This window comes from uncultured Sulfitobacter sp. (assembly GCF_947502895.1).
GTDB lineage: Bacteria > Pseudomonadota > Alphaproteobacteria > Rhodobacterales > Rhodobacteraceae > Sulfitobacter.
Genome location: NZ_CANNBM010000001.1, coordinates 807,943 through 822,164 on the forward strand (window position 1 = coordinate 807,943; position 14,222 = coordinate 822,164).

The window sequence follows — 14,222 nt, forward strand, 5'->3', positions numbered from 1 at the left end:
TCGGTCAGCGCAAACCCCTCCGCAACCGCCGCAACATCGCGCTTACAATCAGTTTATGCGCGGGTCCCACCACCACCATATAGGCGCGTCCAAAAAGGTTATGCACTTTTACAGAGGAGGTAATGGTCAGGGTCCGCTCGACGCTTGTGATACAGGTCAGCACGTCGAGATGACGATCACGCGCGCTCAGGCTCAACACATTATCAGTTGCCGTCTCCACCAAAAAGAAATCCAGCCTGTCGCCTTCTTGTACAAATCCCCGCACCTCCCCCGAGAACCCGCCGATCCGCTTGACCCCGAACCGCGCCGAGATCGCATCACGCAGCCGAAAGGCCAGCCCCAAAAGCGGCAAGGGATCGGCCATGATGACGCGCCACGCCTCAATCGGTGTAACCGCTGCTGGCAGCTCAACCGAACGCTGGTCAAAATAGTCCAACCGCTCCCGCGGGGCCACCAGTTCGATCTGGCCAGTGGTGATCTTCATCATCCGTGTCCCCTCTTCTCGGTAAATCCTAGCAACACAAAACGCAAAAAGCCCCGCCAGACTGGCAGGGCTTTCGCATATCTTCAATCAGCTGCGTCTTAGTGCAGCTTGGCATCCACTTGTGCAATACCGTCTTCGATCAGCTTGTTGCCGTCTGCAGCGGTCATCTGCTTGCCGATAATATCGCGTGAGGCGGCGATGGCGATCAGGATCGCTTGGTCGCGCACTTCTTTTATAGCGGCAGCTTCGGCAGAACCGATCTGCTCTTCTGCGGCAGCCAAACGGCGCTCGACCGACTTTGCCAGATCGACACGGGCTTGTTCGCCCGCAGCGGCAGCTTCTTCCTTGGCAGCAGAGACGATACGGTCGGCCTGCTCCTGCACTTCCTTCTGCTTGCGCTCATACGAGGCCAGCAAGCTCTGTGCATCTTCACGCAGCTTGCGCGCTTCTTCTATCTCGGTCTTGATGCCATCGGCACGGCTGTCCAGCATTCCGCCAATCAGGCCAGGCACCTTGAAATATACAAGGATGCCGATAAACACCAACAGACCCAGCAATACGACAAAGTCGGTATTCCCGAGCGAGAAGAACGGACCGCTTGCCGCAAAGGCAGGTGTCGCAACCAGTAGGGCCGAAACGGATGTGAGTGTGAAACGCATGACGTTATCCTTTCATCCGTGCGGTGATCGCTGCGGTGACGGTCTTGGCATCAGCCTTACCACCCATCGCAGCAACAATTTCTTTGGCCGTGTCTTTGGCGACCGCTTTCACGCTCTCCACAGCACCGGCACGAATTTCCGAGATCGCTTTCTCGGATTCAGCAGCCTTCGCAGCAATCTGGTCATCAGCCGATGCGATGGCTTTGTCCAGATCAGCCTGCATGTCCGCTTTGGCCTGCGCGATAATACGCTGGGCCTCGGCGCGGGCATCAACCAGCGCCTTGTCATAGGCAGCCTCGGCTTCGACCGCTTTGGCCTTCAGATCTTCGGCGGCAGCGATGTCATTTGATATAGTGCCCTGACGCTCGGCCAGAACAGCCGCGATGCGCGGCAGCGCCACGCGGGACAGGATCAGGTAAATTGCGATAAGTGCAAGTACCAGCCAAAAGATCTGATTTCCCCATGTAGAGAAATCAAGTTGCGGCATGCCGGGGCCTGCTTCAACGACGCCTTCAGCGCTTGTGGTTTCGGTTGCCATCATGGCCTCCTGTCAGAACATTTAATCCAGAGGGCGGCGCAACATTGCGCGCCGCCCCCAGCATAGGGAGTAAACGTCAGTCGCTTAAACGGCGAACATCAGCAGAAGTGCTACGAGGAACGCGAAGATCCCCAGCGCTTCGGCGAACGCGATGCCGATGAAGAGTGTTGCAGTCTGCGATGCAGCTGCGGATGGGTTGCGCAATGCGCCTGCCAGATAGTTGCCAGCCACGTTACCAACACCGATAGCGGCTGCGCCGGAACCGATTGCTGCCAGACCTGCGCCGATGTGTGCGAGTTCGCCTTCCATGATATTCTCCTATGCGTTGGAAGTTGTAGGGTGGGTGAAACCCACGCCCAGTCGTTAGTTAAGTCGTTAGTGATGCGGGTGCAGTGCGTCCTTGAGGTACACACATGTCAGGATCGTAAAGACGTAGGCCTGAATGAAGGACACGAGGACCTCCAGACCGTACATCGCCGTGATCCCGAGGATCGCGATGGGCGACACAGCTACAAGCGCTGCGAAACCCGCGAATACTTTGATAACCGCGTGGCCCGCCATGACGTTGCCAGCCAAACGAATGGAATGGCTCACGGGGCGCACGAAGTAGGAGATAAGCTCGATCACCGCCAGAATGGGGCGCAATGGCAGCGGGGCAGATGATACCCAGAACAAGCTCAGAAAGCCGACACCATTTTTGACAAAGCCCAGCACAGTCACCGTGATAAACACCGCAAAGGCCAGCACAACAGTCACAGCAAAGTGCGACGTCGGCGTAAAGGCGGTCGGGATCAGACCAAGGAAGTTGGCGCAAACGATGAACATGAACAGCGTCATGATGTAAGGGAAAAACTTGACGCCTTCCTTGCCGCAGATGTCCTCGACCATCTTGTAAATGAAACCGTATGCAAGCTCGGCCACAGATTGGGCGCGGGTTGGCACGATTGCGCGGTGACGCGTAGAGACAACCATCAGCAAGAACACCGCGATCACTGCAAACACGGTCCAAAGCGCCATGTTGGTGAAGGTAAATGCACCAATCGCACCATCACCCATCAAAGGCGTGATTTCGAACTGCTCCATCGGCTTGAAGACAAGCTCACCTGATTTTGCGTCTGTTGCCATCTTTTGGCCCCTTACTCATCACCCGCGTCGGGTTGTTTCCGTCCGCCCCTGTTCGGGACGTATTCAATTCCGGCGTCATGCGCCTCTTTCATGTCCTGCATCTCCTGCGCAGAACGGAGCATCGTCTTCACTCCGGCCGCGAGGCCCAGCATGACAAACAGCACCATGAATATGGGCAGCGTTCCAAAGAACAGATCCAGCCCGTATCCGATGCCGAAACCGATCCCCAGACCGGCCACCAGCTCTATCACCATCCGCCACGCCATTTGCGCGCCTGAATAATGCTCGTCCATCCGTGGCTCGGGCGCCTGTGCGCCTTTGGCCGCTGCAATCCGCGCCTCGATCGCCGCCATTTCTGCCTTGCGATCTTGGTCGTCCATTGCTGTGGCCCCGCTGGGATAACTGTCGCGATAGCTACTGCGCCACCGCGCCCGAGTCAACGGGGGCAAGACATGACCTAAACCACTGAAATATAATAAAATAAAATCTTCGATGCCGCTTTGCCGCAGGCAAATCTCCGCATCTTGCAACGATATTGTTATTCAACCATTTGGTTGATCTTTGCCAGTCACCGCTTTCCAGCGCCCATTCTACGCGCTATGGCTCATGGCTATGACACCCACACTCGACACCACCTTTGCAGCCCTTGCCGATCCGACACGCCGCGCGATCCTCGCCATGCTGCTAGAGGATGATATGGCCGTAACGGATGTGGCAGAGCCGTTCGATGTCTCGCTGGCAGCGATTTCCAAACATCTGGGTGTGCTAACCGCTGCAGGTCTCATCACACAGGAAAAACGCGGCCGCGTAAAATGGTGCAAGCTGGAGCCGGACGCCATGCGCGCGGCTTCCGTCTGGATGCAGGGGTTTGGCCTGTTCGAGCCTGTGAACCTCGACGCGTTCGAGCGGTTCTTGCGACACGAGCTGCCCGACAACGCAGACGCGCCGGACTAGCAACGCCCCCAAGAACGGAAAAAAGGAGGCCAAAGCCCCCTCTTCCCTCAATCTCGAAATCTAATCGCAGGTTACAGAACGAACTGTACAATTGCCAAAACGATTACGACCAGGCCAACCAGATAAATAATGTTACGCATTTCTATATACTCCTATTTGTATCACTTGATTAACCGTCAAACGGGCAAGTGGTTCCCGAAGGCATCAAAATTATGTGGTCGGAGTCTGTTTGACTGCATCGTCATCGCGTAGCAGCAGCACCAGCGCCAGCACAGTCAGGGCGATGCCAGCGCCGATCATCACAGGCGGCAGCGGGTTGCCCAATGCGGCCTCCCATCCGATCACCCAGCTGGGCACCAGATAGGTATAGGCCATGACCTTGGCCGACGGCAGGCGCAGTGTCGCAAATTGCACCAGAACAAACGTAACCGCACTCGCCCCCAGCGCGACATACAGGATCGTAATCCAGACCATCGAGCGCAGCCCGCTCCAGTCAGTTGCAACAATATCACGCGCGCCCACGATGCCCAGTAACAGCGCCCCGGCGACCAGTACTCCGAATGAAAAAACAACTGCACTTTCCCCGCGGTTCAGCCGCCGCACCATCGGTGTATAAATCGCGTGCGCAATGCAGCCGAAGAAAAAGATCACCTCGCCGCGCCCCACGTCAAACGCCAGCAGCGCGGCCATATCGGCGCGAAAGATCACCCACAGCGCGCCGATCCCCCCTATGCCCAGCGCCAGCGCCATGCGCGGTGTCATCCGCTGGCGCAGCAAAAACCACGCAAACACGCCCGCCATCGCAGGCACTAATGTAAACACCGCCGCCGAACTAACAGGCGCAGAGGTCTTTAGCCCCTCAAACATCAGCACGAAATAGATGGCAAAGAGGCCGCCCAGCAGGAAATAACGCCAAGGGGCCGCAAAGGCGCTGCGCGGGATGCCAGTGCTGATAACTGCCACCGCGCCAACAGCGACACCCGCAATGACAAAGCGCAAAGTGTTCAGCGCCAAGGGCGCAATCTCGTTGGCAACCATCCCGCCCAGCGCAAAAGACCCCGCCACGAGGGCCGAGAACAACAACATCGCAAAATGGCCCTGCGTTTGTGGCGACACTATATACTGCGCTTCCGAGCGAACATGTCACGGCTCATATCGTGCCATCCTTGGCGTGGGTTTTCAGGAATTGCAGCAAGGCCTGCACCTTCGTTGTGCGGTGCAAATCCATATGCGTCACCAGCCAAAGCGGCGAAGACCATTCAGGCCGCGGTGCTGCGACCCGCACCAGATTGTCGTATGCCGCAGCCTCCTGAGGGGTCAAAAACCCGATCCCTGCACCCGCCACCACTGCGGCGGCCAATGACTGCGAGTCATTACTGCGAAACACGATATTCTCACGCGGTACAGTCTGGCCCAGCCACTGGTTAAACGGGGCTCGGTTATCTTCATCCTCATGTCCGACAAATCGGTGCGCGTCATATGTCTCGACGGTCTCGGGCACGCCGTACCGCGCGACATAACTTTGCGCTGCATATAGTCCCACCGCAAGATCGACAAAGGGCTGAACCACATTGTCGGGCTGCTCTGGCGCGCGGCCTGCGCGGATCGCCACATGCGCCTCGCCGTATTCCAGCCGGAACAAGCGGTCACCCGTCAGATAACGCACCACCAACTCGGGATATTCAGTCTGAAACGCCACCAGCAAAGGCGCGATACGCGGTACCAGCCCGACCAGCGATGTCACGACCAGATCGCCCGTCACTTTGGTGCCATGCCCTTTGATACGGCTCACCAATTGGCCGAACTGGTCCTCGGTGGCTTGTGCAACGCGCAACAGGTCCTCTCCTGCCTCGGTGGGCGTATACCCCCGTGCGTGTCGTTGAAACAGCTTGACGCCCAGCCGCCCTTCCAATGCATCAATATGGCGGATGACAGTCGCATGATGCACACCCAGCGCATCGGCGGCCCCGCTGACCGTGCCTTTGCGCGCCACCTGATAGGCGGTCCTTACTTCGTCCCAGTTCTGCATACTGCCCGTTCCCCATGTGCGCCATCGAACTGCGCAACCCCCATCTTGGCCCATCCACACATAAGTGCAAGATGCCACCTGTGGCTTGACTCATGTCCTTGCACGGCCTAAACGCGGGACAACTTTCCGGAAGCAAGGCCTTCCGGTCCTGACCTGTTCAGGATCGCCCCCAGTCAGCGCGTTGCGCCCACTGGGGTAAACTCTATTGCTCCTCCCGCTTTGGAGCATTTGTTAATTCCCGCGGCCGCCCCTAAATTGGGGGCATCCGCAACCGACGCAGAAAGGGCTCCCGCCCATGTTTGAGAATCTCAGTGAACGCCTCTCCGGAGTCTTTGACCGCCTGACCAAACAAGGCGCGCTATCTGACGAGGACGTCAAAACCGCCCTGCGCGAGGTCCGCGTGGCCTTGCTTGAGGCCGACGTTTCGCTGCCCGTGGCGCGCGATTTTGTGAACGCAGTGCAGGAAAAGGCCACAGGCCAAGCCGTCACCAAATCCATCACACCGGGCCAGCAGGTCGTCAAAATCGTGCATGACGCGCTGATCGACGTGCTGCGCGGCGAGGGCGAGCCGGGCGCGCTCAAGGTTGATAACCCGCCCGCTCCCATTCTGATGGTCGGCCTTCAGGGCGGCGGTAAAACTACTACCACAGCCAAGCTCGCCAAACGTCTGACCGAAAAAGACGGCAAGCGCGTTCTGATGGCGTCGCTCGACGTGAACCGCCCCGCCGCGATGGAGCAGTTGGCAATCCTCGGCATGCAGATCGGCGTGGACACCCTGCCCATCGTCAAAGGCGAAAACCCCGTCCAGATCGCCAAACGCACCAAGACCCAAGCAAGCCTCGGCGGCTATGACGTCTATATGCTGGATACCGCAGGCCGCCTGTCCATCGACGAAGAGCTGATGACGCAGGTCGAGCAGGTCCGCGATGTGGTCAGCCCCCGCGAAACCCTGCTGGTCGTCGACGGCCTGACAGGCCAAGACGCTGTGCAAACCGCGCAAAACTTCAACGACCGTATCGGCATCACAGGTGTCGTCCTCACCCGTATGGACGGTGACGGACGCGGTGGTGCCGCGCTCTCGATGCGCGCCGTCACAGGCCAGCCCATCAAATACGTGGGCCTCGGCGAAAAGATGGACGCGCTCGAGACGTTCGAGCCAGAGCGTATCGCGGGCCGTATCCTTGGCATGGGCGACATCGTTGCCCTTGTGGAAAAAGCACAGGAAACCATCGAGGCCGAACAGGCCGAAAAGATGATGAAGCGCATGGCGAAGGGTCAGTTCAATATGAACGACCTCAAAATGCAGCTGGAACAGATGATCAAGATGGGCGGCATGCAGGGCATGATGGGCATGATGCCCGGCATGGGCAAAATGGCCAAACAGGTCGAGGACGCAGGCCTTGATGACCGCGTCCTGAAACAACAAATCGCCCTCATCAACTCCATGACCAAAAAAGAGCGCGCCAACCCCGCGCTGCTTCAGGCATCCCGTAAAAAGCGGATCGCCAAAGGGGCGGGCATGGAAGTCTCCGACCTGAACAAGCTGATGAAAATGCAGCGCCAGATGTCCGACATGATGAAAAAGATGGGCAAAGGCAAAGGCGGCATGATGAAAGCCGCGATGAAACAGATGATGGGCAAGGGCGGCATGGACCCTGCTGCAATGGCCCAAGGCATGGACCCCAAAGCACTTGAGGCCGCAGCCCGCCAGATGGGCAACTCCAAACTCCCCGGCATGGGCGGCGGTGGCATCACCCTGCCCGCTGGCCTTTCGGGCTTCGGGAAAAAGAAATGATCAGCTGCACCGTCAGATACGAAATCGACCCCGACAAATTGGCGGAGTTCGAGATCTACGCAAAAGCGTGGCTGCACCTTGTCGTCAAACTCGGCGGCACCCATCACGGCTATCACATGCCGCATGAAGGGCCGAACGACATCGCCTATTGCCACTTCTCCTTCCCGTCACTGGCCGATTACGAGGCCTACCGCGCGCGTATGTGGGACGATCCCGAATGCCTGCGTGCCTATGCCCACGCCAAGGCGACCAAATGTATCCGCCGCTATGACCGCTCCTTTACCAAGCCGCTGTTCGACGGCGCCACCGTGGATGAGCTGGGCCTCTAATGAACGCTGTCACCCTCCATATCCCCACGTTGGAGACCGAGCGCTTGCGCTTGCGCTGCCCGCAATGGAGCGATTTTGAAGCCTTCGCCGCTTTCCGCATGAGTGACCGCGCGATCCATCTGGGCGGTCCCAACACGCGGGTACAGGCGTTTGACAAACTGGGCGAGATTATCGGCCACTGGCACCTGCGCGGCTATGGCCGCTGGATGGTCGCGGACAAGACAACAGACGCGCCACTTGGCGTTGTCGGTTGCTTTTACCCAGATGACTGGCCCGAACCGGAAATTGCGTGGTCGGTTTTTAAGCAGGCCGAAGGCCGCGGCATCGCCCAAGAGGCCGCCCGCGCCTCGCTGGACTATGCGTTTAGCGTGCTGGGCTGGGATACTGCTGTCAGTTGCACCACACCCGAAAACACCCGCTCGGCGGCCTTGGCCCTGCGCCTCGGTGCTGTGCGCGAAGATGATTTCACCACCGTCGACGGAATGTTGCTGCACGTCTACCGCCACCCGAAGGTGGCAGCATGATCTATGATGTCCCCACCCTCCAGACCGAGCGTCTGACCCTGCGCGCGCCCAAACTGGCCGACGTGCCCGCACTGACCGATTTCTTTGCGTCCGATCGCAGCCACTTTGTCGGCGGGCCGCGCAGTGCATTTGATGCACGCCGCGGTATGATGGCCGTCTTTGGCAACTGGGCGCTCTACGGGCATGGCATGTGGTACATCGCCGACCGAGAAAGCGATGCCTTTCTGGGTGGCACAGGCATCTTGAACGGTCCCGACTGGGAAGAGCCTGAACTGGCGTGGTACGTCACAGCCCAAGCCGAAGGTCGCGGAATCGCCTTTGAGGCGACACAGGCCGCACGCAGCTATGCCGCTCAGCATCTAGGGCTGGACAGCATCGTCAGCTACCCCGCGCCAGACAACAGCCGCTCCATCGCGCTTGCCACCCGACTGGGTGCCGTGTTCGAACGGGAAGGCACACTCATGGGCGAGACAATGCATGTCTACCGCCACCCAAAGGTGGCCGCATGACTTTCAATGCCACATCAATGCTGCGACGCGGCGGTGTACAGGGGGTGTACGCCCAGTGTACGCACCGCACCCCCCCGCTGCACACCAAATCGGAGGCCCTATGACCGACGCTGTAAAACTCGCCGCCGAGGTCCTCAAGGGACACCGCGCCAGCATCGACCGCCTCGATGCCATCCTCGTCTATACATTGGGCGAGCGGTTCAAACACACTCAGGCTGTGGGGAAACTCAAAGCCGAGCACGACCTTCCCCCGTCCGATCCTACGCGTGAAACCGCACAGATCGAACGGCTCGAAGATTTGGCGAAACGGGCTGACTTAGACCCCGAATTCGCCAAGAAGTTTCTCAACTTCATCATCGCTGAAGTCATTCAGCACCACGAACAACACCAAGATAAAACCTAAAGGAAATCAATACCATGGCTATGAAAATTCGCCTCGCCCGCGGTGGCTCCAAAAAGCGCCCCTTCTACCGTATCGTTGCAGCAGACAGCCGCATGCCACGCGACGGCCGCTACATCGAAAAGCTGGGCACATATGCACCCCTGCTGCCAAAAGACAGCGAAGACCGCGTCAAGATGAACATGGAGCGGGTCGAGTACTGGTTGGGCGAAGGCGCACAGCCAACAGAGCGCGTTCAGCGTATGCTCGAAGCCGCAGGCGCACGCCCCAAAACCGAGCGTAACAACCCGAAAAAAGGCACGCCCGGCAAGAAAGCCCAAGAGCGCGTTCAGGAGAAGGCAGACAAGGCCGCAGCCGCCGCAGAAGCAGCAGCCGCACCCGCCGAGGAAGCACCCGCAGCAGAAGAAGCAGCAACCGAGTAAGCTGCTGTAAATGATAAGGTTTAGCCCGGCATGCACGCGTTTTCTGATGAGTTTCGTGCCGGGCTAGACGATCTGATGCGCTGGCGCCGCGACGTGCGCCAGTTCCGCACAGACCCCGTGGATGAGGCGCTTGTAACCGAGTGTCTCTCCACCCTCTCCCTTGCCCCCTCCGTTGGCCTGTCAGAACCGTGGCGCGTTATCCGTGTACGTTCCAAGGCTGCGCGCGCTGCCGCCCTTGAAAACTACCGCCACGCCAATGCAAAAGCTCTGGAGGGTTATGAGGGGGACAAGGCCTCGCTCTACGCTTCTCTCAAGCTGTCGGGGATGGACCAAGCACCTGAACATATTGCTGTTTTTTGCGATGACAGCACAGCCAAAGGCGCGGGCCTTGGCGCCGCCACCATGCCCGAGATGCGCCGCTATTCGGTTGTCGGGGCCATCACACTAATGTGGCTGCACGCGCGCACCCGCGGGCTGGGCATCGGCTGGGTTTCGGTGCTTGATCCGCAGCAGTTGTGCCGTGATCTGGATGCACCACAAGACTGGTCGCTTGTGGCTTACCTTTGCCTTGGCTGGCCAGCCGATGTATCCCTGACACCAGAGCTTGAAACCAAAGGCTGGGAGGCACGCGCCGCCGCCCTGCATATCGAGGAACGCTAATGTTTCGACTACTAAAATTCGTGGCCACCCTTTGCGTCGGGGCTGTGCTGGGCTTTCACCTCAACGGGATGCTGATGCGTGCGGAATGCAGCGCAGGCGAAGGCCAGTGGACAGGCACAATCTGTGTGGATTCGGAGCTACTGCAATGAGCGATAGTCACGTCTGTGTTGGTGTGATTTCAGGCGCTTACGGCGTTCAGGGTGAGTTGCGCGTCAAGAGTTTTTGCGCTGTACCTTCTGATATCGAAAACTATAGCCCGCTTACGGATGAGGCTGGCAATCGCAATTTTGCGCTGGCTATTCTGCGGCCCATCAAGACGGGTTTTTCAGCCCGCCTGCCAGAAGTTGCCACAAAAGAAGAGGCCGATGCCCTGCGCGGCACCAAGCTCTTTGCGCACCGCGACCAGCTTCCATCTTTGCCGGATGACGAATTCTATCATGCCGACCTTATCGGCTGCGATGTCTTTGATACAGGTGGCGTGCTGTTGGGCCGTGTCAAAACCGTGCAGAACAACGGTGCCGACGATCTGCTGGAGCTTCAGCTGAGCGGCTCGTCCACCACCACATTTCTTCCCTTCACCAAGGCGGCAGTACCAACAGTTGATCTCGCCACACGGCGCATAGTGGCAGACCCACCCGAGGGCATCTTGCCAGATGCCGCACCAACAGCGACCGACGGCTAAGCGTGCCGCGCTTTATCATCCATGCCGGTTTCCACAAGACAGGCACAACCAGCCTGCAGCACACCCTGCGCGCCAATCGCGCGGCATTGCGCCCAGACGTCCGCATTGTCTTACGTGGCGGAATGATCCCTCTATGTGAGGCCGCCCGCGCATATAGTATCAGCCGTGGCGAAGTTGATCTGGGGATGGTGAAATACGAGGCCGCAGAACTGGCGCAAAAACTGGAAAGCGACAGTGCCGAGCAGTTCATCATCTCATCCGAGGACCTGTCGGGCCACATGCCATGGCGTCACGGCCTGCGCGATTACAGTGCGGCCCCAAAAGTGATGAAAGCCATCGCTGTTGCGTTCGAGATGGTCCATCCTGACGCCGAACAAATCTACTTTTTCTCCACCCGCGCTGCAGAGCCATGGTTGCGCAGTTGCTATGCGCAGCATCTTCGCGCGCGCCGGATGACAATGGAAGAGGACGAGTATCTGACACGTTTCAAACGCTCTGCCGATCTGGCGACAATCGTTGAGCGGGTCAGAGAGGAACTTCCCAAACACAAGGTTCTCGCCACTGCACTGGAAGAAATGAGCACGACACCGCTGGGGCCCCTGAACGCGGTACTGGATATTCTGGACGTCCCCTCCGTGCGCCGCGCGACTTTTGTCACACCGCCCCCCGGCGCACTGAACGAAACACCGACGCAAGCGATCAAGGACACTCTGCTGCGGCTCAACCGCTCAAAGCTGGATGACGAAACTGTGCGTCAGGCGCGACGTGACCTGATGGCGGCCAACCGCTGATGCCACGCAAAATCGTACTGCATGCGGGGTTTCACAAGACCGGCACATCGACGGTGCAGGCCGTGCTGCGGGCCAATCGCAAGGCGCTGATGCCCGCTGTTGCGATCCGTCTCAAAGGCCAGATGCAAGAGCTGATCCATGCGACACGCGGCTACTCTACATACGGCACCGATGAAGCGCTGGACAAGGTCAGCCGCCGTCTGGACGCGCTGCTAACGGATCTGCCTGGAATGCCCCGCCGCACACTGCTGCTGAGCGCAGAGGAATTGTCGGGCCATATGCCTGGACGCGGTGCCTTGGCCGATTATCGCGCAGCACCCGTCCTGCTGTATTTGATGTGGGAGCGCGCGCGCACGGCTTTTCCCAACACGCCTGTAGTAATCTGCTTTGGCACACGTAACCCTCAGGACTGGCAGCAATCTGCATGGGCTGAGCATGTCAAATCTTCGGGCATGTCGCTGGATTTTGAGGCGTTTTGCGCGCAATACCCCGCCGCCCCCGATCTGGACAGAATAGTGCAGAATGTCACCAGCCGTGTACCCGCCCCCGTCCACAGCTTTGCGCTGGAGGACTGCGCACTGCTGCCCCTCGGCCCTGCTGATCCGGTGCTGGACCTGTGTGATGTGCCCGATGCAATCCGCGCCAGCCTCGTACCCGCGGCTGCGCAGAACAAGCGGGTCAATGACGCTATGCTCGCGGCGATGCTGGACATTAACCGAACCCATACAGACACTCAGGCCCGCAATGCTGCAAAAGCCGCGCTTCTGGGCAAAGGAAAACCGCAATGACCTCGCCAAACCGCTCCCACGGCAAACAGCGGGTGATGCCCACGCTCAAGCCCCGCGAACTCATGCGTGACACTCCTGATTACGTGCATGTCTGGCAGGCGCATGTCCTCACACTGTTCCCCGAGCTTTTCCCCGGTGTTTTGGGCGCAAGCCTGACGGGCCGTGCGCTGAAAGAAGGCCAGTGGCAGTGCCATGCGCATGATCTGCGCGCCCATGGCCTGACAAAGCACCGCAACGTCGATGATACCCCTGCAGGGGGAGGTGCAGGCATGGTGCTGCGTGCCGATGTGGTCGGCCCCGCGATCGAGGCTGTGCAGGGGCGCGCGCAAGGCCGCTGGCCCATCCTCTATATGTCACCGCGCGGACAGCGCTTTGATCAGGCGATGGCCCGCGATCTGGCAGGTTGTGCGGGCGTGACCATCCTTTGTGGTCGGTTCGAGGGCGTGGACGAGCGGGTGATCGAGCATTACGGCATCACCGAAGTCAGCCTCGGTGATTTCGTGATGACCGGTGGCGAACTGGCGGCCCAAGCCATGATTGACGCCACCGTGCGCTTGCTGCCCGGTGTGCTGGGCAACGCAGAAAGCACCGTGGAGGAGAGCCACTCCGCCGGATTGCTGGAGCATCCGCAATACACCAAACCCGCGCAGTGGCAGGGCCGCGATATCCCTGCTGTTCTGATGTCCGGCAACCATGCCGAGATTGCGAAATGGCGGCGCGAGATGTCGCACAAGCTGACCCAAGAGCGGCGGCCCGACCTGTGGGCAGCTCATAAGGCGCGTGAGGATGGCTGATTGGGCCGCACTCGACGCTGAGCTGGCTGAATGGAGCGCGGCGGGCCTGCGCCCGCACCTGTGGTGGCGCGATGATGATGCGCAGCAGGTGACACCCGCACTAGAGCAACTTTTGACACTATCGCAGACCCACAAAATACCTGCCCACATCTCTGTCATTCCTGATGGCGTATCGCCCGATCTGGCGGCGCGTTTGCGCGATACGGATCATACCTTTGTGCTGCAACATGGCCTGCGCCACATCAATCACGAGCCCAAAGGCACACCTGCCTCGGAGGTGGGCGACACCCGCGATCTGGCGCTGCAACGCGATGATCTGCGCCGTGGATGGGAGATGCTGGAAGCTGTGGCTATGCCCCGCCTGCTGCCTGCCTTCGTACCGCCGTGGAACCGCATTGGCGATGCTACGCGGCGGCATCTGCCCGATTGGGGCTATACGTTCTTGTCCGCGTATGAAGGGCGCGGGGATGCTGCGAATGTGGCGGGACTTACCCATGTAGACGCGCACCTTGACCCGATCCGCTGGAAATACGACCGCGTCTTTCGCGGAGAGGACAAGATGCTGACGATGTTGCTGGACCATTTACGCGCGCGCCGCACGGGGGACGCGGCCAAGTCTATCGGCTATGTCACCCACCACCTGCAAACCAATGCGGCGATCTGGGCCTTTACCGACCGCTTGTTCGCGCACACACGCGGGCTGTGGGTATCTGTGCCCAGCATGCAGGAGTTGTAAGCT

At 59.3% G+C, this 14,222-nt stretch carries 22 protein-coding genes; 14 read left to right on the plus strand and 8 right to left on the minus strand.

Translation table 11 applies throughout. From position 1 onward, the window contains the following. Positions 1-4 precede the first annotated feature (4 nt). From Q0903_RS04080 to Q0903_RS04105, 6 genes are all read right to left on the minus strand, one after another. On the minus strand, positions 5-487 hold the full coding sequence (locus Q0903_RS04080) for a DUF2867 domain-containing protein (protein ID WP_299413069.1): 483 nt from the start codon (positions 485-487) through the stop codon (positions 5-7). 95 nt (positions 488-582) lie between these two features. Continuing rightward, complete coding sequence (locus tag Q0903_RS04085; RefSeq protein WP_299025439.1) at positions 583-1,143, minus strand: F0F1 ATP synthase subunit B; 561 nt, start codon at positions 1,141-1,143, stop codon at positions 583-585. Between the two features lie 4 nt (positions 1,144-1,147). Beyond that, on the minus strand, positions 1,148-1,681 hold the full coding sequence (locus Q0903_RS04090; RefSeq protein WP_299025444.1) for a F0F1 ATP synthase subunit B': 534 nt from the start codon (positions 1,679-1,681) through the stop codon (positions 1,148-1,150). 84 nt (positions 1,682-1,765) lie between these two features. Further along, complete coding sequence (locus Q0903_RS04095; protein ID WP_011567586.1) at positions 1,766-1,990, minus strand: F0F1 ATP synthase subunit C; 225 nt, start codon at positions 1,988-1,990, stop codon at positions 1,766-1,768. A 66-nt stretch (positions 1,991-2,056) separates the two neighbouring features. Further along, complete coding sequence (locus Q0903_RS04100) at positions 2,057-2,806, minus strand: F0F1 ATP synthase subunit A (RefSeq protein ID WP_299025448.1); 750 nt, start codon at positions 2,804-2,806, stop codon at positions 2,057-2,059. A gap of 11 nt (positions 2,807-2,817) precedes the next feature. Continuing rightward, positions 2,818-3,186 carry an AtpZ/AtpI family protein gene (locus Q0903_RS04105; RefSeq protein WP_299025451.1) on the minus strand — a complete coding sequence of 123 codons (369 nt, stop codon included), beginning with the start codon at positions 3,184-3,186 and terminating at the stop codon, positions 2,818-2,820. A gap of 232 nt (positions 3,187-3,418) precedes the next feature. Here Q0903_RS04105 and Q0903_RS04110 point away from each other — a divergent pair, with 232 nt between their 5' ends. Continuing rightward, complete coding sequence (locus Q0903_RS04110) at positions 3,419-3,760, plus strand: metalloregulator ArsR/SmtB family transcription factor (protein WP_299027682.1); 342 nt, start codon at positions 3,419-3,421, stop codon at positions 3,758-3,760. 210 nt (positions 3,761-3,970) lie between these two features. Here Q0903_RS04110 and Q0903_RS04115 read toward each other — a convergent pair whose 3' ends face one another. Together Q0903_RS04115 and Q0903_RS04120 are read right to left on the minus strand one after the other, a co-directional pair. Continuing rightward, positions 3,971-4,876, minus strand: a complete 906-nt coding sequence (locus Q0903_RS04115; RefSeq protein ID WP_299413074.1) for a DMT family transporter — start codon at positions 4,874-4,876, stop codon at positions 3,971-3,973. A gap of 34 nt (positions 4,877-4,910) precedes the next feature. After that, the gene (locus tag Q0903_RS04120) at positions 4,911-5,789 is read right to left on the minus strand and encodes a LysR family transcriptional regulator (protein ID WP_299025457.1); all 879 of its coding nucleotides are present in this window, start codon (positions 5,787-5,789) and stop codon (positions 4,911-4,913) included. A 295-nt stretch (positions 5,790-6,084) separates the two neighbouring features. Between Q0903_RS04120 and ffh the strand changes: the two genes are divergently transcribed. The 13 genes from ffh (at position 6,085) to Q0903_RS04185 (ending at position 14,219) form a co-directional block, all read left to right on the plus strand. After that, on the plus strand, positions 6,085-7,584 hold the full coding sequence (gene ffh, locus Q0903_RS04125; RefSeq protein WP_299025460.1) for a signal recognition particle protein: 1,500 nt from the start codon (positions 6,085-6,087) through the stop codon (positions 7,582-7,584). Then, positions 7,581-7,913 (plus strand): NIPSNAP family protein, encoded by a 333-nt coding sequence (locus tag Q0903_RS04130; RefSeq protein WP_299025461.1) that lies wholly within the window; start codon positions 7,581-7,583, stop codon positions 7,911-7,913. The genes ffh and Q0903_RS04130 overlap by 4 nt, the downstream gene beginning before the upstream one ends. After that, positions 7,913-8,437 (plus strand): GNAT family N-acetyltransferase, encoded by a 525-nt coding sequence (locus Q0903_RS04135; RefSeq protein WP_299413077.1) that lies wholly within the window; start codon positions 7,913-7,915, stop codon positions 8,435-8,437. The genes Q0903_RS04130 and Q0903_RS04135 overlap by 1 nt, the downstream gene beginning before the upstream one ends. After that, entirely contained in the window at positions 8,434-8,946 is a 513-nt protein-coding gene (locus Q0903_RS04140) for a GNAT family N-acetyltransferase (RefSeq protein WP_299413080.1), read from the plus strand. Before Q0903_RS04135 ends, Q0903_RS04140 begins: the two co-directional genes overlap by 4 nt. Positions 8,947-9,046: 100 nt before the next feature. Further along, a complete protein-coding gene (locus Q0903_RS04145; RefSeq protein ID WP_299025469.1) occupies positions 9,047-9,349 on the plus strand; it encodes a chorismate mutase in 303 nt (100 codons plus the stop codon). Between the two features lie 14 nt (positions 9,350-9,363). Next, positions 9,364-9,768 carry a 30S ribosomal protein S16 gene (gene rpsP, locus Q0903_RS04150; protein ID WP_299025472.1) on the plus strand — a complete coding sequence of 135 codons (405 nt, stop codon included), beginning with the start codon at positions 9,364-9,366 and terminating at the stop codon, positions 9,766-9,768. 30 nt (positions 9,769-9,798) lie between these two features. Then, positions 9,799-10,428: a 5,6-dimethylbenzimidazole synthase gene (gene bluB, locus Q0903_RS04155; protein ID WP_299025475.1), complete on the plus strand. Its 630-nt coding sequence runs from the start codon at positions 9,799-9,801 to the stop codon at positions 10,426-10,428. Continuing rightward, positions 10,428-10,577, plus strand: coding sequence for a hypothetical protein (locus tag Q0903_RS04160; RefSeq protein ID WP_299025478.1), 150 nt, complete (start codon positions 10,428-10,430; stop codon positions 10,575-10,577). Before bluB ends, Q0903_RS04160 begins: the two co-directional genes overlap by 1 nt. Further along, positions 10,574-11,110, plus strand: coding sequence for a ribosome maturation factor RimM (gene rimM, locus Q0903_RS04165; protein ID WP_299025479.1), 537 nt, complete (start codon positions 10,574-10,576; stop codon positions 11,108-11,110). Before Q0903_RS04160 ends, rimM begins: the two co-directional genes overlap by 4 nt. A gap of 2 nt (positions 11,111-11,112) precedes the next feature. Continuing rightward, on the plus strand, positions 11,113-11,901 hold the full coding sequence (locus tag Q0903_RS04170; RefSeq protein ID WP_299413084.1) for a hypothetical protein: 789 nt from the start codon (positions 11,113-11,115) through the stop codon (positions 11,899-11,901). Next, positions 11,901-12,689: a hypothetical protein gene (locus Q0903_RS04175; protein WP_299413087.1), complete on the plus strand. Its 789-nt coding sequence runs from the start codon at positions 11,901-11,903 to the stop codon at positions 12,687-12,689. The genes Q0903_RS04170 and Q0903_RS04175 overlap by 1 nt, the downstream gene beginning before the upstream one ends. Next, positions 12,686-13,483, plus strand: coding sequence for a tRNA (guanosine(37)-N1)-methyltransferase TrmD (gene trmD / locus Q0903_RS04180; protein WP_299413089.1), 798 nt, complete (start codon positions 12,686-12,688; stop codon positions 13,481-13,483). The genes Q0903_RS04175 and trmD overlap by 4 nt, the downstream gene beginning before the upstream one ends. Beyond that, positions 13,476-14,219 (plus strand): polysaccharide deacetylase, encoded by a 744-nt coding sequence (locus tag Q0903_RS04185; RefSeq protein WP_299413092.1) that lies wholly within the window; start codon positions 13,476-13,478, stop codon positions 14,217-14,219. The genes trmD and Q0903_RS04185 overlap by 8 nt, the downstream gene beginning before the upstream one ends. Positions 14,220-14,222: the final 3 nt, after the last annotated feature.

Excerpts from the sequence above, each read along its gene's own strand:
- Q0903_RS04080 (WP_299413069.1), bottom strand. The coding sequence starts at position 487 with ATGATGAAGATCACCACTGGCCAGATCGAACTGGTGGCCCCGCGGGAG.
- Q0903_RS04085 (WP_299025439.1), bottom strand. The coding sequence starts at position 1,143 with ATGCGTTTCACACTCACATCCGTTTCGGCCCTACTGGTTGCGACACCT.
- Q0903_RS04090 (WP_299025444.1), bottom strand. The coding sequence starts at position 1,681 with ATGGCAACCGAAACCACAAGCGCTGAAGGCGTCGTTGAAGCAGGCCCC.
- Q0903_RS04095 (WP_011567586.1), bottom strand. The coding sequence starts at position 1,990 with ATGGAAGGCGAACTCGCACACATCGGCGCAGGTCTGGCAGCAATCGGT.
- Q0903_RS04100 (WP_299025448.1), bottom strand. The coding sequence starts at position 2,806 with ATGGCAACAGACGCAAAATCAGGTGAGCTTGTCTTCAAGCCGATGGAG.
- Q0903_RS04105 (WP_299025451.1), bottom strand. The coding sequence starts at position 3,186 with ATGGACGACCAAGATCGCAAGGCAGAAATGGCGGCGATCGAGGCGCGG.
- Q0903_RS04110 (WP_299027682.1), top strand. The coding sequence starts at position 3,419 with ATGACACCCACACTCGACACCACCTTTGCAGCCCTTGCCGATCCGACA.
- Q0903_RS04120 (WP_299025457.1), bottom strand. The coding sequence starts at position 5,789 with ATGCAGAACTGGGACGAAGTAAGGACCGCCTATCAGGTGGCGCGCAAA.
- ffh (WP_299025460.1), top strand. The coding sequence starts at position 6,085 with ATGTTTGAGAATCTCAGTGAACGCCTCTCCGGAGTCTTTGACCGCCTG.
- Q0903_RS04130 (WP_299025461.1), top strand. The coding sequence starts at position 7,581 with ATGATCAGCTGCACCGTCAGATACGAAATCGACCCCGACAAATTGGCG.
- Q0903_RS04135 (WP_299413077.1), top strand. The coding sequence starts at position 7,913 with ATGAACGCTGTCACCCTCCATATCCCCACGTTGGAGACCGAGCGCTTG.
- Q0903_RS04140 (WP_299413080.1), top strand. The coding sequence starts at position 8,434 with ATGATCTATGATGTCCCCACCCTCCAGACCGAGCGTCTGACCCTGCGC.
- Q0903_RS04145 (WP_299025469.1), top strand. The coding sequence starts at position 9,047 with ATGACCGACGCTGTAAAACTCGCCGCCGAGGTCCTCAAGGGACACCGC.
- rpsP (WP_299025472.1), top strand. The coding sequence starts at position 9,364 with ATGGCTATGAAAATTCGCCTCGCCCGCGGTGGCTCCAAAAAGCGCCCC.
- bluB (WP_299025475.1), top strand. The coding sequence starts at position 9,799 with ATGCACGCGTTTTCTGATGAGTTTCGTGCCGGGCTAGACGATCTGATG.
- Q0903_RS04160 (WP_299025478.1), top strand. The coding sequence starts at position 10,428 with ATGTTTCGACTACTAAAATTCGTGGCCACCCTTTGCGTCGGGGCTGTG.
- rimM (WP_299025479.1), top strand. The coding sequence starts at position 10,574 with ATGAGCGATAGTCACGTCTGTGTTGGTGTGATTTCAGGCGCTTACGGC.
- Q0903_RS04175 (WP_299413087.1), top strand. The coding sequence starts at position 11,901 with ATGCCACGCAAAATCGTACTGCATGCGGGGTTTCACAAGACCGGCACA.
- trmD (WP_299413089.1), top strand. The coding sequence starts at position 12,686 with ATGACCTCGCCAAACCGCTCCCACGGCAAACAGCGGGTGATGCCCACG.
- Q0903_RS04185 (WP_299413092.1), top strand. The coding sequence starts at position 13,476 with ATGGCTGATTGGGCCGCACTCGACGCTGAGCTGGCTGAATGGAGCGCG.